22 protein-coding genes are annotated in these 22,845 nt (G+C 56.5%); 18 read left to right on the forward strand and 4 right to left on the reverse strand.

The features are described from left to right. The first annotated feature begins 1 nt into the window (after nucleotide 1). From fabG to LGL98_RS12735, 7 genes are all read left to right on the forward strand, one after another. The gene (gene fabG, locus LGL98_RS12705) at nucleotides 2–736 is read left to right on the forward strand and encodes a 3-oxoacyl-ACP reductase FabG (protein ID WP_136034252.1); all 735 of its coding nucleotides are present in this window, start codon (nucleotides 2–4) and stop codon (nucleotides 734–736) included. A gap of 11 nt (nucleotides 737–747) precedes the next feature. After that, nucleotides 748–1,938: a thiolase family protein gene (locus LGL98_RS12710; protein WP_136034250.1), complete on the forward strand. Its 1,191-nt coding sequence runs from the start codon at nucleotides 748–750 to the stop codon at nucleotides 1,936–1,938. Between the two features lie 135 nt (nucleotides 1,939–2,073). Beyond that, nucleotides 2,074–3,411 carry an MFS transporter gene (locus LGL98_RS12715; RefSeq protein WP_136034248.1) on the forward strand — a complete coding sequence of 446 codons (1,338 nt, stop codon included), beginning with the start codon at nucleotides 2,074–2,076 and terminating at the stop codon, nucleotides 3,409–3,411. Between the two features lie 13 nt (nucleotides 3,412–3,424). Then, on the forward strand, nucleotides 3,425–4,303 hold the full coding sequence (locus tag LGL98_RS12720) for an SMP-30/gluconolactonase/LRE family protein (RefSeq protein WP_136034246.1): 879 nt from the start codon (nucleotides 3,425–3,427) through the stop codon (nucleotides 4,301–4,303). A gap of 75 nt (nucleotides 4,304–4,378) precedes the next feature. Beyond that, nucleotides 4,379–5,749 (forward strand): MFS transporter, encoded by a 1,371-nt coding sequence (locus LGL98_RS12725; RefSeq protein WP_168435406.1) that lies wholly within the window; start codon nucleotides 4,379–4,381, stop codon nucleotides 5,747–5,749. Between the two features lie 13 nt (nucleotides 5,750–5,762). Beyond that, complete coding sequence (locus LGL98_RS12730) at nucleotides 5,763–6,938, forward strand: glycerate kinase (protein ID WP_136034242.1); 1,176 nt, start codon at nucleotides 5,763–5,765, stop codon at nucleotides 6,936–6,938. Continuing rightward, nucleotides 6,935–8,092, forward strand: coding sequence for a CdaR family transcriptional regulator (locus LGL98_RS12735; protein WP_136034241.1), 1,158 nt, complete (start codon nucleotides 6,935–6,937; stop codon nucleotides 8,090–8,092). Before LGL98_RS12730 ends, LGL98_RS12735 begins: the two co-directional genes overlap by 4 nt. Nucleotides 8,093–8,172: 80 nt before the next feature. Here LGL98_RS12735 and LGL98_RS12740 read toward each other — a convergent pair whose 3' ends face one another. Continuing rightward, nucleotides 8,173–9,048: an NAD(P)-dependent oxidoreductase gene (locus tag LGL98_RS12740; RefSeq protein WP_136034239.1), complete on the reverse strand. Its 876-nt coding sequence runs from the start codon at nucleotides 9,046–9,048 to the stop codon at nucleotides 8,173–8,175. A 111-nt stretch (nucleotides 9,049–9,159) separates the two neighbouring features. Continuing rightward, a complete protein-coding gene (locus LGL98_RS12745) occupies nucleotides 9,160–10,044 on the reverse strand; it encodes a LysR family transcriptional regulator (protein WP_136034493.1) in 885 nt (294 codons plus the stop codon). 112 nt (nucleotides 10,045–10,156) lie between these two features. Here LGL98_RS12745 and LGL98_RS12750 point away from each other — a divergent pair, with 112 nt between their 5' ends. Further along, nucleotides 10,157–10,900 (forward strand): sulfite exporter TauE/SafE family protein, encoded by a 744-nt coding sequence (locus tag LGL98_RS12750; protein ID WP_136034237.1) that lies wholly within the window; start codon nucleotides 10,157–10,159, stop codon nucleotides 10,898–10,900. A 5-nt stretch (nucleotides 10,901–10,905) separates the two neighbouring features. Here LGL98_RS12750 and LGL98_RS12755 read toward each other — a convergent pair whose 3' ends face one another. After that, on the reverse strand, nucleotides 10,906–11,604 hold the full coding sequence (locus LGL98_RS12755; protein WP_136034235.1) for a GntR family transcriptional regulator: 699 nt from the start codon (nucleotides 11,602–11,604) through the stop codon (nucleotides 10,906–10,908). 255 nt (nucleotides 11,605–11,859) lie between these two features. Here LGL98_RS12755 and LGL98_RS12760 point away from each other — a divergent pair, with 255 nt between their 5' ends. The 7 genes from LGL98_RS12760 (at nucleotide 11,860) to LGL98_RS12790 (ending at nucleotide 19,300) form a co-directional block, all read left to right on the forward strand. Next, nucleotides 11,860–13,392 (forward strand): PTS transporter subunit EIIC, encoded by a 1,533-nt coding sequence (locus LGL98_RS12760; protein ID WP_136034233.1) that lies wholly within the window; start codon nucleotides 11,860–11,862, stop codon nucleotides 13,390–13,392. A gap of 11 nt (nucleotides 13,393–13,403) precedes the next feature. After that, complete coding sequence (locus LGL98_RS12765) at nucleotides 13,404–14,732, forward strand: 6-phospho-alpha-glucosidase (RefSeq protein WP_136034231.1); 1,329 nt, start codon at nucleotides 13,404–13,406, stop codon at nucleotides 14,730–14,732. Between the two features lie 731 nt (nucleotides 14,733–15,463). After that, a complete protein-coding gene (locus LGL98_RS12770; RefSeq protein WP_004143440.1) occupies nucleotides 15,464–16,909 on the forward strand; it encodes a sugar porter family MFS transporter in 1,446 nt (481 codons plus the stop codon). Then, the gene (locus LGL98_RS12775; protein WP_136034229.1) at nucleotides 16,899–17,342 is read left to right on the forward strand and encodes a PTS mannitol transporter subunit IIA; all 444 of its coding nucleotides are present in this window, start codon (nucleotides 16,899–16,901) and stop codon (nucleotides 17,340–17,342) included. The genes LGL98_RS12770 and LGL98_RS12775 overlap by 11 nt, the downstream gene beginning before the upstream one ends. Before the next feature lie 430 nt (nucleotides 17,343–17,772). After that, on the forward strand, nucleotides 17,773–18,012 hold the full coding sequence (locus LGL98_RS12780) for a hypothetical protein (protein ID WP_136034225.1): 240 nt from the start codon (nucleotides 17,773–17,775) through the stop codon (nucleotides 18,010–18,012). Nucleotides 18,013–18,036: 24 nt separating this feature from the next. Beyond that, a complete protein-coding gene (locus tag LGL98_RS12785) occupies nucleotides 18,037–18,177 on the forward strand; it encodes a hypothetical protein (RefSeq protein WP_168435405.1) in 141 nt (46 codons plus the stop codon). Between the two features lie 187 nt (nucleotides 18,178–18,364). Continuing rightward, nucleotides 18,365–19,300 (forward strand): alpha/beta hydrolase, encoded by a 936-nt coding sequence (locus tag LGL98_RS12790; protein ID WP_136034223.1) that lies wholly within the window; start codon nucleotides 18,365–18,367, stop codon nucleotides 19,298–19,300. A 33-nt stretch (nucleotides 19,301–19,333) separates the two neighbouring features. On the opposite strand, the gene LGL98_RS12795 is transcribed toward LGL98_RS12790, so the two are convergent. Then, on the reverse strand, nucleotides 19,334–20,989 hold the full coding sequence (locus LGL98_RS12795) for a putative bifunctional diguanylate cyclase/phosphodiesterase (RefSeq protein WP_136034222.1): 1,656 nt from the start codon (nucleotides 20,987–20,989) through the stop codon (nucleotides 19,334–19,336). Nucleotides 20,990–21,287: 298 nt separating this feature from the next. Between LGL98_RS12795 and LGL98_RS12800 the strand changes: the two genes are divergently transcribed. From LGL98_RS12800 to map, 3 genes are all read left to right on the forward strand, one after another. After that, on the forward strand, nucleotides 21,288–21,536 hold the full coding sequence (locus LGL98_RS12800; RefSeq protein ID WP_008804908.1) for a hypothetical protein: 249 nt from the start codon (nucleotides 21,288–21,290) through the stop codon (nucleotides 21,534–21,536). Between the two features lie 289 nt (nucleotides 21,537–21,825). After that, nucleotides 21,826–22,044, forward strand: a complete 219-nt coding sequence (locus LGL98_RS12805; RefSeq protein WP_002904808.1) for a ParD-like family protein — start codon at nucleotides 21,826–21,828, stop codon at nucleotides 22,042–22,044. Continuing rightward, entirely contained in the window at nucleotides 22,025–22,807 is a 783-nt protein-coding gene (gene map, locus LGL98_RS12810; RefSeq protein ID WP_136034219.1) for a type I methionyl aminopeptidase, read from the forward strand. Before LGL98_RS12805 ends, map begins: the two co-directional genes overlap by 20 nt. The last annotated feature ends 38 nt before the right edge of the window (nucleotides 22,808–22,845 follow it).

Here is a 22,845-nt window from a genome sequence, read left to right on the forward strand (position 1 = left end):
TATGAAACTTGCCAGTAAAACCGCCATTGTCACCGGCGCCGCACGCGGCATCGGCTTTGGCATTGCCCAGGTACTTGCGCGGGAAGGCGCGCGAGTGATTATCGCCGATCGTGATGCGCATGGCGAAGCCGCCGCCGCTTCCCTGCGCGAATCGGGCGCAAAGGCGCAGTTTATCAGCTGCAATATCGCAGAAAAAACGCAGGTCGAAGCGCTGTTTTCCCAGGCCGAAGAGGCGTTTGGCCCGGTAGATATTCTGGTGAATAACGCCGGAATTAACCGCGACGCCATGCTGCATAAACTCACCGAAGCGGACTGGGACACGGTAATTGACGTCAATCTGAAAGGCACTTTTCTTTGTATGCAGCAGGCCGCTATCCGCATGCGCGAGCGTGGTGCGGGCCGCATTATCAATATCGCTTCCGCCAGCTGGCTTGGCAACGTCGGGCAAACCAACTATTCGGCGTCAAAAGCCGGCGTGGTGGGAATGACCAAAACCGCCTGCCGCGAACTGGCGAAAAAAGGTGTCACGGTGAATGCCATCTGCCCGGGCTTTATCGATACCGACATGACGCGCGGCGTTCCGGAAAACGTCTGGCAAATCATGATCGGTAAAATCCCTGCGGGTTTCGCCGGCGAGGCGAAAGACGTCGGCGAGTGCGTGGCGTTTCTGGCGTCCGATGGCGCGCGCTATATCAATGGTGAAGTGATTAACGTCGGCGGCGGCATGGTGCTGTAAGGAGAAAAACAATGACCCAGGCTAATGATATTGTAATTGTCAGCGGCGTCCGTACCGCTATTGGCACATTTAACGGCAGTCTTAAACATACCCATCAGCATGACCTTGGGGCCGCCGTCATTCGCGAAGCCATTGCCCGCGCCGGGATTGCGCCGCAGGATATCGACGAAACTATCGTCGGTAACGTCGGGCAAATCGCCGAAAGCGGTTTTATCGCGCGCATCTGTCAGCTGCGCGCGGGGATCCCGCAGGAGAGCACTGCCTATTCCGTTAACCGCCAGTGCGGCTCCGGACTTCAGGCCCTGGCGGACGGCATGATGCAGCTGCAAAGCGGCCAGGCCGAGGTGGTCGTCGCCTGCGGCACTGAAAATATGACCCAGTTGCCCTACTACCTGCGTAAAGCGCGCGATGGCTATCGCATGGGCCATGGCGAGCTGGAAGATGGCCTGATCTCCATTCTTACCTGGCCGGAAGGCCCTTATCACAACGGCATCACCGCGGAAAACGTCGCGCAACGCTTCGGTATTACCCGCGAAGCGATGGACGATTTTGCCTGGTCGAGCCAGCAGAAGGCACTAAAGGCGATCGCGGAGGGTCGCTTTCGCGAGCAGATCCTGGCCCTTGAGGTGCCGGACGGCAAAAAAGCGACCCGCCTGTTTGCGACCGATGAACATCCGCGCGATACCCCGCGCGAAAAGCTCGCCACGCTGCGTCCGGCGTTTAAAGCCGACGGCGTAGTGACGGCGGCCAATTCATCGGGCATTAACGACGGCGCAGCGGCGCTGGTGATGATGACCCGCCAGCAGGCGGAAAAACGCGGCTTAACCCCGCGCATGCGCATTCGCGGCTGGGCTGTCGCCGGCTGCGGGGCAGAGATTATGGGGTTTGGCCCCGCTCCCGCGACCCGACGCCTGATGGACCGTCTCAATATAGACGTGCAGTCCATCGATTTAATAGAACTCAATGAAGCTTTCGCCGCTCAGGCGCTGGCGGTGATGAACGATCTGCGTCTCGACCCGGCCCGCGTTAACGTCAACGGCGGCGCGATCGCCCTCGGCCACCCGGTAGGTGCCAGCGGTGCGATCCTGCCGGTCAAACTGATGTATGAAATGGCGCGCAGCGGCGCACGCACTGGTCTGGTCACCATGTGCATCGGCGGTGGCCAGGGGATTTCTATGCTGTTCGAGCGCGAAGGCGCTTAGGGAAAGACGGCCCGAAGTGGGGCTTCGGGCCGGGCGTCGTTCGGGTCAGCACCCGGCGACAACCTGTGAGCTGACGAACGGGATCGACGCGATCCCGGCAAGGCTTCTGACCACGAATACGGGGAAATAATAACCATGTCCGCAATAAATGAAAAGGCGGTAAACGGGACGCAGCTGCAACGCACCCATAAAAAAATCTACCGCCATTTGATGCCACTGCTTATCGTGGCGTACATCATCAGCTTTATTGATCGTACCAATATTGGCATGGCGAAAGCGACCATGTCGGTGGATATTGGCCTTTCCGCAACCGCATTCGGCCTCGGGGCCGGGTTGTTCTTTCTCACCTATGCGGTGCTGGAGATCCCCAGCAATCTGTTTTTAACCCGCGTTGGCGCACGGCGCTGGATAGCGCGCATTATGATTACCTGGGGGATCATCTCCTGCGGTATGGCGTTTGTCACCGGGCCTACCTCCTTTTACGTGATGCGCCTTTTGCTCGGCGCCGCCGAAGCAGGGCTCTATCCGGGCATTATTTACTACCTGACCCTCTGGTTTGGCCGCGAAGAGCGCGCAAAAGCCACCGGCCTGTTCCTGCTGGGGGTCTGCCTGGCCAATATTATCGGCGCGCCGCTGGGCGGATTGTTATTAAGCCTTGATGGCATGTCCGGCTGGCACGGCTGGCAGTGGATGTTCTTTATCGAAGGGCTGCCTGCGATAGCGCTGGCGTTCGTCGTCTGGCGCAGGCTGCCGGATAAACCTGCCGACGCCCGCTGGCTGAACCGCGACGACGTACAGGCCATCACTGCGGTGCTGGAGAAAGAAGCCGAGGAGACGCGCCATACGCCGAGCCGTTTTTCCCTGAAAACCGCGCTGACCACCCGGGTGTTTTTGTTGCTGGTGCTGATTTACTTTACCCACCAGTTTTCGGTTTACGGCCTGAGTTATTTCCTGCCGGGGATCATCGGTAGCTGGGGCCAGCTTACCCCGCTGCAGATCGGTCTGCTGACCGCCATTCCGTGGATTGCCGCCGCCGCCGGCGGGATACTGCTGCCGCGATTCGCCCGCACGGAACAGCGTTCCCGCAGCATGCTGATGGCCGGATATCTGGTCATGGCGACCGGTATGGCGATTGGCGCCATTGCCGGCCACGGCGTGGCGCTGCTTGGCTTCTCGCTGGCCGCTTTCATGTTCTTCGCTATGCAATCCATCATCTTTAACTGGCTCCCGTCCATCATGAGCGGGCATATGCTGGCGGGCAGCTTCGGCCTGCTCAACTGCCTCGGGCTGTGCGGGGGCTTTCTCGGGCCGTTTATTCTCGGCGCGTTTGAGGACCGCACCGGTGCGGCAACGTCCGGCTTATGGTTCGCTGTCGCGCTACTGATTATCGGCGCGCTGGTGTCCCTGTTTCTCAAAAGTTCCTCATCCCCAGGCGCCGTATCGGTGAAACAGGCCCACGGCGAAAAAGTGTAATCAGGAGGCCATTATGCGCATTGAAGTGTTACTGGATTTAAAAACCCGACTCGGCGAAAGCCCGGTCTGGGATGTCGAACAGCAGCGTCTTTGGTGGGTGGACAGCCTCGACGGGCGCCTGTTCGCCTGCAACGCACAGGGCGGCGCGATCAAGAGCTGGGACGTGCGACAGAAAATTGGCTCTTTCGCCCTGCGCCAGAACGGCGAAGGCGCGGTGGTGGCGCTGCAGAATGGCGTTCATCTGCTCGACTTCGCCAGCGGCGAGCTGACGCTGTTGCACCATCCGGAAGCGGACCGACCCTTTAACCGGCTCAACGACGGCAAAGTCGATCGTCAGGGACGCTTTCTGTTCGGGTCAATGGATATGCGCGAAGAGGAACCGAGCGGCGCGCTATATCGCCTGGACGCCGATCTGTCCCTGCACGTGCTGAAGAAAGACATTATCGTCTCTAACGCCCCCTGCTGGAGCCCCTCCGGCGAGACGTTCTATTTTGCCGATACCTGGACGGGCGAAATCTGCGCCTGGGACTACAACACCGCGACCGGCGAGCTTTCCGGCGAACGGATCTTTTGCCATGTCGATCGCAGCGAAGGCGGCGCGGCGGATGGCGCCACCGTGGACAGCGAAGGCTATCTGTGGAACGCGCTGGTCTACGCGGGCAAGCTGGTGCGCTATACCCCGGAAGGCAAGGTTGATCGCATCATTGAGATGCCGGTGAAAAAAGTGACCAGCGTGATGTTCGGCGGCGAAAACCTTGATGTGCTGTACGTCACCTCCATGGCGCAGCCGCCCCTCCCGCGCTTCCCGGAAGATAATCAGCTGCGCGGCAGCCTGTTCGCCATTTACGACCTGGGCGTGACCGGCGTAGCGGAACGGCGCTTTGCCGGCTAAGCAAACCTCCGGCTCGCCGCGATAACAATAATACCCGGCGAATAACTCTGACCCTGACATCAGGCGGCGCGCATCATGCTGTCGCGACGCCGCGGAGTAAACACGACTATGACAACAATCAATCACACACCTGCCGGCGAACAACGTGGCAAGAAACGGCTGATACATCGTTTCTCCTGGGTTTCGCTACTGGTTTGCTGGCTAATCTGGGTGCTCAACGCCTACGATCGCGAGATGATCCTGCGCCTTGGCCCGGTCATCTCTAAGGAGTTCTCACTCTCGCCGGAACAGTGGGGCAACATCGTCGCCCTGATCATGGTTGCTCTTGCGGTGCTGGATATTCCCGGCTCCATCTGGAGCGATCGCTACGGGTCTGGCTGGAAGCGAGCACGCTTTCAGGTTCCGCTGGTGCTGGGCTATACCGCCCTGTCGTTTATTTCCGGGATTAAAGCGATCAGCCATGGACTGACGGCCTTCGTACTGCTGCGCGTGGGCGTTAACCTCGGGGCCGGCTGGGGCGAGCCCGTCGGCGTCAGCAACACCGCGGAGTGGTGGCCGAAAGAGAAGCGCGGCTTCGCGCTGGGAGTGCATCATACCGGCTATCCGATTGGCGCCCTGCTGAGCGGCGTGGTGGCAAGCCTGGTGCTTGCCACGTTTGGCGAAGGCAGCTGGCGCTACTGCTTCCTGCTGGCGCTGATCGTTGCCATCCCGCTGATGATCTTCTGGGCGAAATATTCCACCGCCGATCGCATCAATACGCTGTATCAGCATATCGACAGCCAGGGGATGACGCGCCCGGCGACGCAGGAAAGCAGCCATGTCGCCAAAGGCGAAGGGATGAAAACCTTTTTACGCACCCTGCGCAACCGCAATATTTCGCTGACAGCGGGCAATACCCTGCTGACGCAAATCGTCTATATGGGCATTAACGTTGTCCTGCCCCCGTACCTTTATCACGTCTCCGGCCTGTCGCTGGCGGCCTCCGCCGGGCTGAGTATTATCTTCACACTTACCGGTACCCTGGGTCAGATAATCTGGCCCTGGCTGTCGGACAGCTTTGGCCGCAAACGAACCCTGATCGTCTGCGGTCTGTGGATGAGTATCGGCATTGCGCTGTTCTATTTCGCCACCAATATGCCGCGCCTTATCGCCATTCAGCTATTTTTTGGCCTGGTAGCCAACGCCGTGTGGCCTATCTACTACGCCATGGCATCGGACTCCGCCGAAGAACGCGCCACCTCTACCGCTAACGGAATCATCACCACGGCGATGTTTATCGGCGGCGGCATTTCGCCATTGCTGATGGGCTGGCTCATTCAGTTTGGCGGCGGCTGGGAAAATCCAGCGGGTTATATCTACGCCTTCTTTACCATGGCGGGATGTGCGCTGCTGGGGATGTTATTACAGCTCATGACCACCGATAAAACGCCGCGCAAAGCGCATTAACACAGGAGAACGTATGAAGATTGTTATCGCGCTGGATTCGTTTAAAGGTAGCTGTAGCGCGCAGGCCGCTTGCGCAGCGGTAGCCCAGGGATTGCGCCGGGTTGACCAGGCGCTGGAGCTGGTCGAAATGCCCGTGTCCGACGGCGGAGAGGGACTGCTGTCGACTCTGGCGGATAGTCCGTTGCTTAAGGGGGCGGTGTGGCAACAGCAGCGCTGTACCTCGCCTTATGGCCTCTTCGTGCAGGCGGATTTCCTGATCCTGCCCGGCGAGCGGGCCATTATCGAGATGGCGCAAAGCTGTGGGCTCGAACTCACGCCGCCAGCGCAGCGGGATGTGCGTCAGGCCAGCAGCTACGGGCTGGGTGAACAGGTAAAAGCGGCGCTGGATGCCGGGTGTCGGCATTTGATTATCGGCCTGGGCGGCAGCGCGACCAACGATGGCGGCATCGGTTTTGCCCAGGCGCTCGGCGCACGATTCTGGCGTAAGGACGGCACCCTGCTGCCGGCGCCCGCGGCAGGCCAGGACCTGGCGCATATTCAGCGCATCGATTTGAGCGGTCTGGACCCCCGTCTACAGCAAAGCGAAATACAGGCCTCCTGCGATGTCACTAACCCTCTGCTTGGTGAGCATGGCGCCACCTGGGTGTATGGCGCGCAGAAAGGCGCGGACGAGGCGGCGCTCAGCGAGCTGGAGGCGGGAATGGCGCATTATAGCCAGCTGCTTACGCAAACCCTCGGATTCGACGTCAGCGGACGGCCCGGCGCCGGGGCCGCGGGCGGTATGGGGGCTGCGCTTATCGCCTACACCGGCGCCACGCTGCGGCCGGGCATTGACCTGGTGCTGGAACTGCTTAACGCCGACGGCCATCTTCGCGATGCCGCGCTGACGATCGTGGGTGAAGGCTGGCTTGACAGGCAGAGCGCCTTTGGTAAAGCCCCGGTGGGCGTGGCAGGCAAAGCCGCACGCCATGGCGTGCCGGTTGTGGCCCTTTGCGGCGGGCGCGATGAGAGCAGCCGGCAATTATATCAACACCATATTGACGCAATGTGGTCTATTTGTCAGCGCCCTATGGCGCTCGCAGAGTCGATGAACACATGCGAACAGCTCCTCGCCGACGCCGCGGAGAATGTTCTACGAACCTTTCTGAGCGGGTGGCGCGGAGAGGCACATAAGCGGATAACTGTATGATTATTACAACAGCGCTGGCTAATGAAATTGTCGCCCGGGCAATGGCGATAATTCATCATAACGTGAATGTGATTGACCATCATGGACAGATCATTGCCTCAGGTGAACGGCATCGTATCGGCGAACAGCATGAAGTCGCCCGAGAGGTAATACGCACCGGTAAACGCATTTGTATTAACAACGCCGTGGAAGCCGCGCGTTTTCACAACGTGCATCCTGGTATTAATCATCCCATTATCTATGACGATCGCGTGGTGATGGTGGTAGGCATCAGCGGCGATCCCGCGGCGATAAGCCGCTATGCTGAACTGGCGGTGCTCACCGCCGAACTGCTGGTCCGCCAGGCCATAGAGATGCGGGAAACCAACTGGCGGCAACGTCTGCGCGACACCTTGTTTTGCCAGTATCTGGAACAGGGATCTGCGCCCGCCGGGCAAGAAGCGCTTCATCGCCTGCTGGAACTTGGCTTCGATTTTGATACACCGCGGGTTCCGATCGTGGTGACCGTGCAGGTCGAACAGCATCAGTTAAGCGACATACTGAGTACGCTGTTGCGGGAATTCTCGCAGCTCTCCGGCGTAACAGACGTTATTTTGCTGGGCAGCCATGAAATATTGATCCTCAATGCGCTAAGCGAAGCCCAGGAAACTCTGTTGCGGGGCATCGAGTTTGTACTGAGTAATCAGATAAGCCATTACCATATCGGGATTGGCGTGCAGGCGGACAGCGCCCCGGACATTCGCGAGGCCATTCGGTTCGCCCGCTCGGTGATCGAAGTGGGCAGCAAAGTGCAGCCGCAGCGGCAGATCTACTACTTTCGCGAAATGGCGATGCTCTGCCTGTTCCGGGTGCTGGAAGACAGCTATATGGTCAATTTTTTTATCAATAATGTACGCCAGCTGCTGGAGCATGATTCCGGCGAAGTGCTGCTGGATACCCTGAGCAGCTTTATTGCCAATAACGCCGAACCGGGCAAAACGTCGCTGCTGTTGGGGATTCATCGTAATACGCTCACCTACCGGCTGCAGCAGATTAAAAAGCATATTCAGCTCGATCCGATGGTCTTCACCGACCTGACGCAGCTGGCGGTGTCGGTACACTGCTATCGTCGGCAGAACCCGCGCCAGAGCGAATGGATTGATAGCTTAAGCTAACGTACTCCAGAAGTGAATGATGCCCTATCCGCCAGGAAAAGTGGCCGCCATGGCCACTTTTTCCAGCCGTGGGTAGGAAACTACGCTTTTGACGACGGCGATAGCCACTGATATACCGCTGACAAATCCTCTCCCGCATATCCCGCGTCCTCCGCCTGCTGCCACAGTTCGGCGATGTTTTCCAGCCCCGGCATGGTGTGCGGCTCGGCCAGGGAAAGCGCCAGCCGGGCATCTTTCAGGGCATGCGCCAGCTGCATCTGCGGGGTGAATTGCTCACTGGCGATGGCGTCCAGTTTCACTTTGACATAGGGCGCCGCCAGCGGGCCGCCTTCCAGGGCGCTCCACAACTGGTCGGGGGTGAAGCCCAGCGTCTTCGCCAGCTGGGCGCTTTCCGCGATGCCCTGCATCATCGAAATCAGCCAGGCATTGAGAACCAGCTTCATTTTCTGGCTGTTGCCCGCCTCGCCAAACCACTGCGTCCCGCGGGAGATGGCCGCAAACACCGGCTCGACGGCGGCGCCCTTTTCACGATCTCCGCTGGCGAGTACCAGGATCTGCGCTTTCTCCGCCGGGGCTTTGGTCCCCGACACCGGGGCATCGATATAGGTCATCGCCGGCTGACGTTCCCGCAACAACGCCATGGCCTGCTGCGTCTCCGCCAGACCGATGGTGCCCATCTGGCAGTAAATCGCCTGCGGCTGGCAGGCGGGTGCGATTTGCGCCAGTACCTCGAGGGTAGCCTCGCCGTCGGCGAGCATACTGATGACCACCTCGGCATCGGCCACCGCCTGCTGCGGCGTGGCATGCAGAGATAACCCCTGCACCTGTAAATCCTCGCCGCGGGCTGGCGAACGGTTCCAGCCGGCAACGGTAAAGCCGTTTTTCAGCAGGTTACTGGCAAAAGCGTGTCCCATGGCGCCTAGTCCCAGCACCGCGACCTTTGGTAATGTACTCATCTTGTCTGTCCTGATTAGCGTCTTAAAAAATGGCGGACCTCTACTATCGCATCTCTGGCGCGCATGTCAGTAGCAATAGCGGGCATAAAAAGTGACACTGTCACATAAACCTTAAGGCTGCCGGAGCCATTCCAGCAGCCGGCGCATCGCTGGCGACAGGCTGGCGTCATCCTGATAGCACAGGCACAAACGGCGCTGCGCCCAGCGGTCCTGTAACCCGATGACGGCAAACGAATAGCGCTGTCGATATCGTTCGGCAATAACGCGCGGCAGGATCGCCCCGCCGGCGCCGTGGGCGACCATCTCGCAAAGCCCTGCAAAATCGCTCATTCGTACCCGGATATTCAGTGTCTGACCGAACCCTACGGCCTGCTGTTCAATATGCTGCTGTAGCGCGCTGGTCTGATAAAGGGCGACCAGCGGTTCATTGATGACCGCCGCAAACGCCACTTCCTGTTTTTCGGCCAGAGGGTGAGCTGGCGGCACGATCAGCACCAGCGGGTCGTCAGCGACGGGGTCGAGGCGCAGCGGCCCCGGGTCGACCGCATCGGACACCACTCCGGCCTGCGCCACGCCCGCCAGGATACAGCTGACGATATCCGCGCTGGTGCGTTCTTCGGTGTCGATCTGCACCGCCGGGTGCGCTGCCATCCAGGCGGCGAGCTTCCCCGGCAGAAAGGCCGACATCGCCGAGGTGTTGGCGAACAGACGCAGCGTCCCCCGCTGACCGCGGGCGAAGGCGTGCATCGCCTGGCGCAGACGCTGGTGCTGTTCAAGAAGCGGGCGGGCATGGCGCGCCAGTACCTCCCCGGCCTCTGTCATCGTCACCCCGCGGGCATGACGCTGCAACAGGGGAACACCGACCTCTGCCTCCAGCTTGCGCACTCTTTCGCTGGCGGAGGCCAGGGCCAGATGGGCCATGGCCGCTCCGCCGGTAATACTACCGGTATCCACGATGGCGATAAACAGCCGCAGATCGGCCAGATCCAGTCGCATCATGCCCTCCTTTCCCTTCGGATTTTCCGTAGTCTTTGGCCAACATACCGCATTGTGCCCCCTCCCGACCAGCTGTTTCAATGCCCCTTTCAACTCTGAAAAGTGAGCCATAATGTTTGATTTACACACGATCTCTTTCCTGTTGATCTTTATTGCCGCCGGGCTGGTCAAAGGGGTGACCGGCATGGGATTGCCCACCGTGGCGATGGGCCTGCTTGGCCTGTTGATGCCGCCGCAGGCCGCAGCGGCGCTGCTGGTGCTCCCCTCGCTACTCACCAATCTCTGGCAGTTACTGGCAGGCCCGGCGCTGGGGCAGATTGTGCGCCGCCTCTGGCTTATGATGACCGGGATTATTATTGGCACGCTGGCGGGGTCTTCACTGCTGATCGGCCTTAATCCTCGCTGGTCAGCGCTGGCGCTTGGCGCCGCATTGATAGTCTATGCCGCTTATGCGCTCTGCAGTCCGGTGTTTCAGGTTTCCGCCCGCGTGGAGAAGTGGCTGTCGCCGCTCATGGGCGGGCTGACCGGCGTGATCACCGGGGCGACCGGGGTATTTGTTATTCCGGCCGTTCCCTGGCTGCAGGCGCTGGGCTTTCGTCGCGACGAGCTGGTGCAGGCCCTGGGGTTGTCGTTCACCCTTTCCACCCTGGCGTTGGCGGCTGGCCTCGCCCTGCACGATGGCTGGCATGTTGATGCATGGCTAATGTCGGGGCTGGCGCTGTTACCGGCGCTGCTCGGCATGTGGCTGGGACAACGGATCCGCACCCGTCTCAGCCCGCAACGCTTTCGGCAGGGCTTTCTGCTGTTCCTGCTGGCGCTGGGAGTGGAGCTGATCTGCCGGGGATGGCTGGTCTGAATCCACTAGCGGCGGGTAATGTGTTTCACATTGTATTTACTGGTGTTCTGGTAGATCTCTGAGAAATCGACGATCGCCCGGTTCTGGGCGTAACTGATCGACTGTACCCGCAGCAGGAGGCTGTTTGGCGCCACCTGCAGCAGCTCCGACTGCTCACGGGTCGCCAGCACCGGGGTATAGCTGCGGTGGCTCTCGATGATGGTGATATGGCACTCTTTTTTGAAATAGTTGAACTTAGACTGCTCGAGGTTACCCACGCTGAGCCAGGGAAAAGTGGCGAATGGGATATAGCTGTTCTCCACCAGGATCGGCACCTCATCGATCAGCCGCAGCCGTCTGACGTAATACACTTTCTCCCCCGGCTGGATCTTTAACTGCTGGGCAATGGCTGGCGGGGCATCGAGCAGCGTAAATTCAATGACTTTATTACGGTAGTTGGTGACGCCTACCACCTGCATCTGGTAGTTAAAGCCCTCCAGTTCTCCGCCATGATAGTTACTTTTACGCACAATGCAGGTTCCGCTGCCGTGCCGCCGCGCAATCAATTTTTCCTCCTCCAGGAGCGCCAACGCTTTGCGCAGCGTCATCACCGAGACCTGCAGCTCCGCGGCGAGCGCTTTTTCGCTGGGCAGCATATCGCCCACGGCATAGTCGTCGCTGTTGATGCGGGCCTTCAGTTCAGTGGCAATCTTTTTATATATCACTTTTAGATGTCTCACTAAGGTGGCGCTCGTCAAACAGGAAAGCAAATATCTAAATGTAAATAAAGGATTATTTTTACGTTACAGCGAAAATTTCAACACTGACTCATCTATAAATTGCGCCATATTTATATATCTGTCCAATAACAATATATATGACTTTCGTCACAGTTGGCCCTTTTCCTGCTCGGGATACCGATAGTCAGCTCCTAGTCTGTTAAGCCTATTCATCAGGTCTGCGAGGACGAGAGGACAACCATGATTGGGGTGAAAAAGCTTCAGGACTTTTCCAAGGCGATGATCGGGCCGGTGCTGTATCTGCCAGCTATCGGCCTGTTGATCGCCCTGTTCAGCATGACGACCAACCGACTGTGGGTGGATGAAAGCAGCGGGATCTACCTGGTGGGGAAATTTGTCTCCAGCATGCTCTGGGCGCTGATGAACCATCTCGGGTTTCTGTTCTGCCTGGGGCTGGCCAGCGGTCTGGCGAAAACCCGCAAGGCTGAAGCGACCTTCGTGGCGGCGATGACCTGGCTTATCTACCTGGCGGCGAACAACAGCTGGCTGACCCTAACCCATCGCCTGGCGGCCGGGGCCACTAACGCGCAACTGTACGGCAGCGGACAAACCTTTATCTTCGGTTTTCAGGTTATCGATATGGGCGTGTTCCTCGGTATCATCCTTGGCTGCGCTGTCGCCTTTGTCCATAATCGCGTGGTTGGGATTGAGTTTCGCGGCGCGCTGTCGATCTACGGCAACAGTAAGCTGGTGCTGCTCGTGATGCTGCCGCTGGTTGGCCTGTTCGCCATCGCCACCGTCTATCTCTGGCCGGTGGTGGAGCTGGGCATCTCGGCGTTGACCGGCTTTATGAAATCCTTTGGCGCCATCGGGGTCTTTCTGTACGGCTTTCTCAACCGGTTCCTGATCCCGACCGGGCTGCATCACCTGATCTGGTCGCCGTTTGTCTTTACCTCTATCGGCGGCCAGCTGCTGATTGATGGTCAGACGGTAATGGGCGCCAAGCCCATTTTTCTTGCCGAAATCGCCCGCCATCCCATTGGCGCGCTGAGTGATTCCGCCCGTTTCCTCACCTATGGGATGGTGAAGATTTTCGGCACCGCCGGTATGGCGCTCGCCTTCTACCGTACAGCGAAACCGGAGAATAAGCAGCGGCTGAAAGTCACGCTGATCCCCTTGATTGTTACCTCCGTCCTGGTGGGGATCACCGAACCTTTTGAGTTTCTCTTTATCTTCACTGCCCCATTGCTGTGGCTTATCTACTCCCTGCTGGACGGTTTTTTCCAGATGCTGGCCTGGCTGCTTCACGTCAGGGTCTGCGCCACCAACGGCCTTATCGATTTTGTCGTCTATAACCTCCCGGCGGGAGTCAGCGCGACACGCTGGCCGGTGTTTGTCGTCCTCGGTCTTCTGGAAACCGCGACCATGTACCTGGTCGGCACCTTCTGTATTACCCGTCTGCGGCTGCTCACCCCGGGGCGCGAAACCGCAGCCGACGATGAACATTCGCAACAGGCTAATCGCGAGCATCCGGATAAAGGCGCGCTGGTGATTGCCGGGCTGGGAGGGAAAGAGAATGTCTGTGCGGTGGAAAACTGCTTTACCCGTCTGCGGGTTGATGTGCGGGACCCCGCCCTTATCCAGCAGACGCTGTTGAAAGAGAGCGGCGGGAGCAACGTGCTGATCAAAGGAAACCATGTTCAGGTGATCTATGGCCTGGGGGTTAACAAAATTCGAACGGCGGTCAACGCCAGTCTGGGTGTTACTGAATAACGAGGTGGTAAATGAAAGATAATTTTGTGGTCACTATTGCCGGCGGCGGCAGTACTTATACCCCTGGGATTGTGATGATGTTACTGGAAAATATGTCGCGCTTTCCCCTGCGGGAGATCCGTCTGTACGACAACCATCACCAGCGTCAGAAGACTATCGGCGACGCCTGCGCCATCCTGGTGGCTGAACGCTTCCCGCAGGTAAAGTTCAGCTATACCACCGATCCGCAGGCGGCCTTTACCGACGTCGATTTCGTGATGGCGCATATTCGCGTTGGCCTGTATGAGATGCGGGAAAAAGATGAAAAGATCCCGCTGAAATATGGCGTGCCGGGCCAGGAGACCTGTGGTCCGGGGGGCATCGCCTACGGTATGCGCTCCATTGCCGGGGTGCTGGAGCTGGTCGATTATATGCAGCAGTACGCGCCAGGGGCCTGGATGCTCAACTACTCCAACCCGGCGGCTATCGTCGCGGAAGCGACGCGTCGTCTGCGGCCCGATGCGCGCATCATCAACATCTGCGATATGCCGGTGGCTATCGAGGGGCTGTTTGCCGACATTCTCGGCCTGCCGTCGCGCAAGGCGTTGAACGTTCGTTACTATGGCCTCAACCACTTCGGCTGGTGGACCAGCATCACCGATAAAGCTGGTAACGATTTGATGCCGGCGCTGAAGCATCACGTGGCGGAGCAGGGATACAGCAGCCCAAAAGAAGACTTTCAGCATAAGGCGCCGAGCTGGATCGAGACCTTTAAAAAGGTGAAGGATGTGTTTGCCCTCGATCCGTCGACGCTGCCTAACACCTATCTGAAATACTATCTCTACCCGGACTATGAGGTGGCGCACGCCGATCCAGACTTTACCCGGGCCAACGAGGTGATGGCCGGGCGTGAAAAAGAGGTGTTTGATATGGCCCGGGAGATCACCCGTCGCGGCACCGCTGAAGGCGCGCATTTCCATGCCGGGGCCCATGCCACTTTTATTGTCGACCTCGCCTGCGCCATCGCCTTTAACACCCAGGAGCGGATGCTGCTGATCGTCGAGAACAACGGAGCCATCGCCAACTTTGATGAAACGGCGATGGTGGAAGTTCCCTGTCTGGTGGGCGTCAACGGTCCGGAACCGCTGGCGATGGGGAAAATCCCGTCGTTCCAGAAAGGATTGATGGAGCAGCAGGTGGCGGTCGAGAAGCTGGTGGTTGACGCCTGGATTGAGGGCAGTTACCAGAAACTGTGGCAGGCTATCGCCCTGTCAAAAACGGTGCCCAGCGCCGCGGTGGCGAAAGCCATCCTCGATGAACTGATCGTCGCCAACGCAGGCTACTGGCCCGAACTGCACTGATCTTTTTCGTGATGGGTAAAATGCAGAGGATCCCCCTTCTCTGCATTTTTACCCAGCGTTCCCGCTGGCCACACATTCATCCTATAACCTCCTCCACGGACTTTCTTCCCCGGCAGACCGCTGCCAGAAGGCCGCCATCCTCGTTTTACCCCGATCACAGTAATGAAATATAAATTCTATTCCTTGTTTTTTTGGCGTAAAAATGTGATCTGCGTAGTATTCTTTGATTTACATTAACCCACTGAAAACAACATCGTTATTACCTCACCGTAAATTCAACCTGCTTTTCATGGGGATATATCCTCTGCGGCCTTTGTGATTGGCTTCATGCATTTACCATTCTGTAACACTGATTTGAAATTAAATTTTCATAATGTGATCTTGTTGCATGTTCATTCCATTTTTTTTGTGCCATATTCTTATCACGATAAATCGTCGAAGCGACAGCAACGTGCCACACCAGAGCGCGGTTCATCGGCAAATGTCGTCGCGACCTACGCACCGAAGACCGCTAACCCAAAAAGGAGAACGGATATCGACTACATCCATGTCAACACCAAGCCGTAAACCTCTTTGACCGCCATTGCTTAGCGTACCCTGCCTTGTGCTGAGCAATTACACAAAGAAGAAAATCATTTAATTCAGTTAGATACGACAACACAGGCGTGATAAATCCTGACTGGGGAGATGTATTTTTATCTTGTGTCGTTCAACAAAATAAAGGGACTACCATGTCATTTATAACAAACCTGAACCAGCAACAGAGAAAACGACTTCATCAGATCACCTTAGTGGCCACCTTCGGCGGCCTGCTTTTCGGTTACGACACCGGCGTAATTAACGGCGCCTTTTCCTCACTGAAGCAGTACATGGCGCTGACCCCGACCACCGAAGGGCTGGTAATGAGCGTTCTGCTGGTCGGCGCCGCGCTGGGCAGTGTGTTTGGCGGCAAATTTGCCGATTACTTCGGCCGGCGAAAATACTTACTCTTCCTCTCCTTTGTTTTTCTCATCGGCGCGTTGCTCTCCGCCGCGGCCCCCGATATCACGACTCTGCTGATTGCCCGCGCCCTGCTGGGCTATGCCGTCGGCGGCGCTTCGGTTACCGCCCCCACATTTATTTCAGAAGTAGCGCCTACCGAGATGCGCGGCAAGCTCACCGGCCTGAATGAAGTCGCCATCGTCATTGGCCAGCTGGCGGCGTTTGCCATCAACGCGATCATCGGCATCATCTGGGGCCACCTGCCGGACGTCTGGCGCTATATGCTGTTGGTGCAAGCGATTCCGGCCATCTGTCTGTTCGTTGGCATGTGGCGCGCGCCGGAAAGCCCGCGCTGGCTGATTAGCAAAAATCGTCATGATGAAGCGCTGCATATTCTTAAACAGATTCGCCCGGCGGAACGCGCGCAGAAAGAGTACGATGACATCTCTACCTTAATCAAAATTGAAGCTGGTAATAAGTACAGCGCCCAGAGCACCTTTGCGACGATCGTCAAAACACCCTGGATCCTCAAAATTTTACTGGTCGGCATTACCTGGGCCGCACTGCAGCAAACCACCGGCGTTAACGTCATTATGTATTACGGTACGGAAATCCTGAGTGCCGCCGGTTTCTCCGAACGAACCTCGCTGATCTGCAACGTACTGAACGGTGTTTTCTCCGTGGGCGGTATGCTGATTGGGGTACTGTTCCTTGTCGACCGCTTCAAACGTAAGACGATCATCATCTATGGCTTCGCCATTATGGCCACCCTGCACCTGATTATCGCCGCTGTTGATTACACTCTGGTGGGTGACCTGAAAGCTACCGCCATCTGGCTGCTGGGCGCGCTGTTCGTCGGCGTGATGCAGGGCTCGATGGGCTTTATTACCTGGGTGGTATTAGCCGAGCTGTTCCCGCTGAAATTCCGTGGGCTGTCGATGGGGATCTCGGTATTTTTCATGTGGATCATGAACGCGGTGGTCAGCTATCTGTTCCCGCTGCTGCAGGCAAAACTGGGGCTTGGGCCGGTCTTCTTTATCTTCGCCGCCATTAACTATTTAGCCATTCTTTTCGTGGTCTTCGCCCTGCCCGAAACGTCCAATAAGTCGCTTGAGCAGTTAGAAGCGGAACTGTCAGCGAACCATGAGGATAAAAAATCCACTCGTCTCACCAGGGAGGTTGGTTATGATCGATAACATCACGCTCGATAATCTGCACATCGGCTGCAAGGCCAGTAACAAAGCGGAAGTCATCGCCATGATTGGCGCGGAGTTTAAAGCCAAAGGTTATGTCAATCAGGAGTGTGTTCACTTTCTGCTGGAGCGCGAAGATCAGGTCTCGACCTTTTTGGGCAATGGCATCACCCTGCCGCATTTGCCGAAATCCGCGACGGATATCATCCTTAAAACCGGGATTGAGATCTATCAGTTTCCTGATGGTGTTATCTGGGATCGCAGCAACGTGATGTTTATTGCCATCGGCGTGATCGCGAAAGAGAAAGAGCATATTGATGTACTCAAAGAAATTGCCTCGATATTTAGCGATGAGCTAATTGCTAATGCACTGTCATTAATTTCAGACAAGAATGACTTCCTGAAAATTCTGCAGCATAACGCACTGCCCCATTAAGTGCGTCCCCGTCCGGGGCAGTAGTCCCGGGCGGCTTCTTTACCACCTCTCCTGCCAGCACGAAGGCCCTACGAATCATCTAATTTTCTCCGTTATAGCGTTAATGCCAATAATCACAGTGGAAATTAACGCACATTAAATGGCTTAAAAATTTAACGGTTATAGCGATCGCCATAACAAACATAAATTTAACCATAAAAACAAAAAGTTAGATATTAAATTTGCATTTAAATCGCTCTCTTTTATTGGGGATTCTTGACGCGTCTCGCCAGGAATAATCTCGTCATCCCATTAATTTTGATTTACATCAATACCTTTTCAACATTTAAACTGCATTTTACTGCGCGATTATTATGGCGAGGTGTATACGACATTGGTTTTACGACTTGGGTATTTTTTTCGCCGTCCTGCCAGTTTGTGGGGATGGTTGATGTGCAACGCACTTAATGGCATTGCGATTGTGCTCTGCTTTCGCGGGATAAGCCGCGTCACTGGTTACAGCGAAGCGGTCTGGCAGACTATCATCACGCTGGCTATTATTATATCAACCTGGTATAGCGCGAATTATTTCGCTGCGCTGGAATCACGACATGACAGACGACGCTTTTTGCTGCTGGCCTGGGTGGTAATGACTATTTTATTGAATTTCATTCACCTCAATGACGGTTAACGCAGTCATAAAAGGAACCTGTTAATGACGCTGGCGATGTTGTGGGTGCTTATCAGTCACCATAAAGGGCTCGCGCTCTTGCTGGTCGTGATTATTGCGCTGGTCTTTATCGCGCTCGCCCCGCTGATAAAGAGGCTGTTGCACAACATCCATCGCGACCCCTGATCGTTCTTAGCAGGTCGCCGACAGGCGGCCTGTTCTCTTATCTGTACCGTTTCCGCCACCCGCCGCCCAGGCATTCTGCCTGAATGTTCGCGCCCAAAAAGAAATGAGAACCATTATCAATGTAGCTGTGCTAACGTGTCTGCCCAACAAAAACGTCAGAAGATAAAAAACAGGGGGAACAGACGACGTGAAGCAGAGTTCAGGGAGCATCACCACAGGCCGGACCGGCGGGCTACTGACGCTGGCGGTTGGGGCACTCTTCTATAGCAGCGGCAGCTGCGCCCGGCCCGATCTTCAGCCGCTGGGGCCGAACATCGCGGATAAAGGATCAGCTTTCTACCACTTTACGCAGCGCCAGTATGATTCTGTCGATGGCGAACGCCACTATCGGGTGTGGACCGCAGTGCCCAATAAAGCGCCACCCGCCACGGGTTATCCGGTGCTGTATATGCTGGACGGTAACGCGGTGATGGATAAGCTCAGCGACGCATTTTTGCAGCAGCTTTCCGCCGGCTCCCCGCCGGTGATCGTCGCTATCGGCTACCAGACCGCGCTGCCCTTCGACACCGCCGCCCGGGCCTGGGATTACACCCCACCGCTAAAGGCGCATGCACTTCGCGCGGGTAAACCCGCGCTACCGCCGCGTAAAACCGGCGGCAATGATGTTTTTCGCCAGCTACTGACCGAAACGATGGTGCCCCAGGCGGAAGCTAACCTGAAAATAGATCCGCGCCAGCGAGCCCTCTGGGGCCACTCCTACGGCGGACTGTTTGTACTCGACGCGTGGCGCAACCACTCCCTGTTCAGGATCTACTATTCTGCCAGCCCGTCGCTTGGTCAGGCGCAGACGTCTCCCCTGCAGGACAGCCAGGCCCTTGATGGCACCGCGTTTACCGGTACGTCATTGTATCTGCTGGAAGGCGACGGCAAAGCCGCTGGCGAACCCTCCGGACATGAAGCCTCCCTGGGCGTACTGCGTCAGACCCAGCAGCAGCTGGCCAGTAACGGTCTGACGGTGCAATTCTGGCGCTACCCCGGCCTGACGCATGGGCAGATGTTCGATGTCTCGTTGCGCTCCGCGCTGCTCCATCTTTCCGGGCAGCCTACGTTAGCGCATCAGTAACGATCCCGCGCCCACCAGCCAACGGCGGGCGCGTTAATTCTGCTGTGGCAGATGTTTAACATCGACCGGCTCGCCGAACAGAAAGCCCTGCATTTCGTCGCATCCCTCTTCTTCGAGGATCTGCCGTTGCCCCTCGGTTTCCACCCCTTCGGCGATAAGCGGGGTATTGATTGAGTTACCCAGCGAGATAATCGCCCGCACGAACGAGCGAACCTGAGGATTGCTTTCCACATCCTGCATAAAGCTACGGTCGAGTTTGATGACGTCGAAATGAAAATCGCGCAGCATGCTCAGGGAGGAGTAACCGGTGCCGAAGTCATCCAGCGCAATACTGATGCCCATTTTTTGCAGATGATGCAGCACGCTGAACGCCAGCTGTTTATTGATGATAAACGCCGTCTCCGTCACTTCAAATTCCAGCAGACTAACCGGATAAGCGGTTCGCATCAGGATCTCGCGAACTTTTTCGATAAAGCTGCGGTGACGCAACTGTACCGGTGAGATATTGACTGAGATTTTTTTATTCAGCCGATTATCCAGCGATTCGCTGCACACCTGCTCCAGTACCCAGTAGCCTAATGGCACAATAGCGCCACTCTCCTCAGCGATGGGAATAAACACCTCTGGCGGGATCGCCCCCAGCTGCGGATGCTGCCAGCGCAGCAGCGCTTCATAGCCAGTGATCCGCCGATCTTTAATATTGCGGATCGCCTGATAGTGAAGCGAAAACTCGCCGGCGTGAATTCCACGGCGGATGTCGGCGGCCATCATATTTCGCTGCCGCGTTTTGTCATCCATTTCACGCTCGTACCAGCATATTTTGGTATCGTGACTGCTTTTCGCCCGGTACATGGCCAGGTCGGAATTACTCAGTACGGTGTTAATGTCCGTACCGTCCACGGGATAGACCGAAATGCCAATGCTGGCGGAAAGGATCACTTCCGTGGCGGCGAAGGTCTGTTTGCCGCTAAAACAGTGCCACAGGCGGGCGGCAAAGGCATTCACTTCGCTCTCATCCTCGAAAGGCTTGAGCGCAACAAACTCATCGCCGCCAAAGCGCGCCACCACCTCTTCTTTCTGCAGCGTTTTCAGCACCGCCCCCGCCACGCGCTGCAGCAGTTGATCGCCAATAAGATGGCCTTCCAGATCGTTAATCTCTTTAAACTTATCCAGGTCGATCGTGAAAACAGCAAAGCGGCGGGCATCATTAGTGGTGATCAGTTTTTCCGCCCGCTCAAAGAATTCCACGCGGTTAGGTAACCCGGTCAGCGCATCGTATCGCGCCATCCACGCGATACGATCGTTAATCGCCTTTTGTTCACTGATGTCGCGGGTAATTTTGGCAAAGCCCAGCAGCGTATTCTGCTCATCGCGGATAGTATCGATCATCACGTGCGCCCAGAATCGGGAGCCGTCTTTGCGATAGCGCCATCCCTCGCCCTCAAACTGCCCGGTACGGACCGCAACCTCCAGATTTTTCGCTGGCACGCCGGAACGCTGCTCGGCCTCGCTATAGAAGAGACCAAAATAGCGACCGATAATCTCTTCGCTCAGATACCCCTTTGCCCGGCGGGCGCCTTCATTCCAGCTGATGACCGCGCCGTCGGTGCTCAGTATATATATGGCATAATCTTTAACACTTTCAATAAAGTGGCGATAGGCAATGTCAGTCAGATGATCGTTACTCATGTTACAGTGCTCTCTGTGGCTCGGTCGTGGCAAAACGCACTAGATATAGCAGAACAACGCCCATGAAGAATACAAGGTTAACGCGTTATGTTGCCGTCTCTTCGGCTCTGGCAGCCGCAGGCCGTGCAGCGAACAGCCTGGTTAAAGCGTAGTGGAATCCCCTGTCCATAATGGTGATCGCTTCACCCTTTTTGACGCTTAGCTCGTCCACTAATAGTCACTTTTATTGATTAAAAAGTTTGATTGAAAGAATAAATAAAAGGAGTAATGTTAATAATACTTTCTATGGAGGTTAAATATGTTGCGTGATTATTTAAAAGTGGAAAAAGAAGACCAGCTTGTTGAACAACAAAGTCGTCATGACAATAGCCAGCATTATTCGGCAGTCACTGAATGGGTTATTCTGAGTAAAGACGGTCAGCGCAAAGGCCGGGTGTCGCTTTTCGACCGCTTTACGACCCGCCGCTCCTGGAGCGACAGCTTCCGCATTACGCAGTTCGATAATGCGGGTAAAGTGGTGGTGGATAAACTCACTGACGCGCTGTAAATCCCCTGGATTCCCGGCCTGACGGGAGAATATTAATACGCAAAATTAACACCTGCATAAAATATATTGATGCGTTGCCATCATGTTATTTTCTTTCTGCATACCGATAATTTAATGGGTAATTTTCGCCATGGTGAACAGCGCGAATTTCTAACCCGAAAAAATGCTGAATATAAGCCCGCTGGTCGGGCTTTTTTGCATACTGCTCGCCTTCCACGCCACAAAATGCCAAGGACATCCCGCGCTGGATTGTATACGATACATATACGAATCATTACGGTATATATCTATGGGAATCGTTAAAATCTCCGATCTGCTGCACGATGATATTCGTGATGCCAGCAAAGCCATGTCCCGCTCCGTCAATGCGCAGGCGGAATACTGGATCCGTCTGGGCATGATGAGCGAACTCTACCCCGAGCTTAACCACCAGCAGATTAAACTGCTGATGCTGAAATCCGGCTCTGACCGTCTGCTGGAGGTGATCAATGCCATCAATAATCATTAAAACCGCCGATGAACTCGCGCGGCAACGCCATGCCGGCCAGCTGCTGGCGTCGGTGTTTACTATGCTGGATACTTTTATTGCTCCCGGCGTAACGACGATGGCGATTAACGATCGAGTGGAAGATTTTATCGTCAACCAGCTGCACGCCCGCCCGGCCAGCAAGGGACAATATGATTTTCCCTATGTGTTGAACACCTCCATTAACGATGTGGTGTGCCACGGGATCCCCAAAGCGACCGAACATCTGCGGTCCGGGATGATTGTTAACGTCGATATCACCCTCGAGAAAGCGGGCATGATCGCTGACTCCAGTAAGATGTACCTGATAGGCGATGTCTCCCCGCTGGCCCGCCGGCTGGTCAAGACTACCTACGAAGCGATGTGGAAAGGCATTGAGGTAGTGAAACCTGGCGCAACGCTGGGCGACATTGGCCACGCTATTCAGCGCTGGGTCGAGGACCATGGTTACAGCGTGGTCAGAGAATATTGCGGTCATGGCGTCGGTCAGGAAATGCATGAGGAGCCGCAGGTGCTGCATTACGGCAGGCCCGGGGAAGGCGCCGTGCTGCGGGAAGGCATGGTGTTCACCATTGAGCCGATGGTCAACCAGGGCGACAGCCGCATTAAGACCAAAAAAGATGGCTGGACGGTGGTTACCCGCGATAAAAAACTCTCCGCGCAATGGGAGCACACCGTGGCCGTCACTGCCAACGGCTTTGAGGTGCTGACATTACGCGACGATGAGCAATCGCGGATCCGCTGAGTTTCTTCCCTTTCTGGATGACAGTGGGCCGCTTTCCG

The sequence above is a fragment of the Klebsiella africana genome (assembly GCF_020526085.1).
GTDB lineage: Bacteria > Pseudomonadota > Gammaproteobacteria > Enterobacterales > Enterobacteriaceae > Klebsiella > Klebsiella africana.

What these genes read in the sequence shown, in the direction of transcription:
- LGL98_RS12745 (WP_136034493.1), bottom strand. Translation starts at nt 10,044, where the DNA reads ATGCGACTGGATCTGGCCGATCTGCGGCTGTTTATCGCCATCGTGGAT.
- LGL98_RS12780 (WP_136034225.1), top strand. Translation starts at nt 17,773, where the DNA reads ATGTGCAACGCACTTAATGGCATTGCGATTGTGCTCTGCTTTCGCGGG.
- LGL98_RS12765 (WP_136034231.1), top strand. Translation starts at nt 13,404, where the DNA reads ATGAAAGATAATTTTGTGGTCACTATTGCCGGCGGCGGCAGTACTTAT.
- LGL98_RS12740 (WP_136034239.1), bottom strand. Translation starts at nt 9,048, where the DNA reads ATGAGTACATTACCAAAGGTCGCGGTGCTGGGACTAGGCGCCATGGGA.
- LGL98_RS12775 (WP_136034229.1), top strand. Translation starts at nt 16,899, where the DNA reads ATGATCGATAACATCACGCTCGATAATCTGCACATCGGCTGCAAGGCC.
- LGL98_RS12735 (WP_136034241.1), top strand. Translation starts at nt 6,935, where the DNA reads ATGATTATTACAACAGCGCTGGCTAATGAAATTGTCGCCCGGGCAATG.
- LGL98_RS12800 (WP_008804908.1), top strand. Translation starts at nt 21,288, where the DNA reads ATGTTGCGTGATTATTTAAAAGTGGAAAAAGAAGACCAGCTTGTTGAA.
- LGL98_RS12710 (WP_136034250.1), top strand. Translation starts at nt 748, where the DNA reads ATGACCCAGGCTAATGATATTGTAATTGTCAGCGGCGTCCGTACCGCT.
- LGL98_RS12770 (WP_004143440.1), top strand. Translation starts at nt 15,464, where the DNA reads ATGTCATTTATAACAAACCTGAACCAGCAACAGAGAAAACGACTTCAT.
- LGL98_RS12805 (WP_002904808.1), top strand. Translation starts at nt 21,826, where the DNA reads ATGGGAATCGTTAAAATCTCCGATCTGCTGCACGATGATATTCGTGAT.
- fabG (WP_136034252.1), top strand. Translation starts at nt 2, where the DNA reads ATGAAACTTGCCAGTAAAACCGCCATTGTCACCGGCGCCGCACGCGGC.
- LGL98_RS12715 (WP_136034248.1), top strand. Translation starts at nt 2,074, where the DNA reads ATGTCCGCAATAAATGAAAAGGCGGTAAACGGGACGCAGCTGCAACGC.
- LGL98_RS12795 (WP_136034222.1), bottom strand. Translation starts at nt 20,989, where the DNA reads ATGAGTAACGATCATCTGACTGACATTGCCTATCGCCACTTTATTGAA.
- LGL98_RS12760 (WP_136034233.1), top strand. Translation starts at nt 11,860, where the DNA reads ATGATTGGGGTGAAAAAGCTTCAGGACTTTTCCAAGGCGATGATCGGG.
- LGL98_RS12785 (WP_168435405.1), top strand. Translation starts at nt 18,037, where the DNA reads ATGACGCTGGCGATGTTGTGGGTGCTTATCAGTCACCATAAAGGGCTC.
- LGL98_RS12725 (WP_168435406.1), top strand. Translation starts at nt 4,379, where the DNA reads ATGCTGTCGCGACGCCGCGGAGTAAACACGACTATGACAACAATCAAT.
- LGL98_RS12730 (WP_136034242.1), top strand. Translation starts at nt 5,763, where the DNA reads ATGAAGATTGTTATCGCGCTGGATTCGTTTAAAGGTAGCTGTAGCGCG.
- LGL98_RS12720 (WP_136034246.1), top strand. Translation starts at nt 3,425, where the DNA reads ATGCGCATTGAAGTGTTACTGGATTTAAAAACCCGACTCGGCGAAAGC.
- LGL98_RS12750 (WP_136034237.1), top strand. Translation starts at nt 10,157, where the DNA reads ATGTTTGATTTACACACGATCTCTTTCCTGTTGATCTTTATTGCCGCC.
- map (WP_136034219.1), top strand. Translation starts at nt 22,025, where the DNA reads ATGCCATCAATAATCATTAAAACCGCCGATGAACTCGCGCGGCAACGC.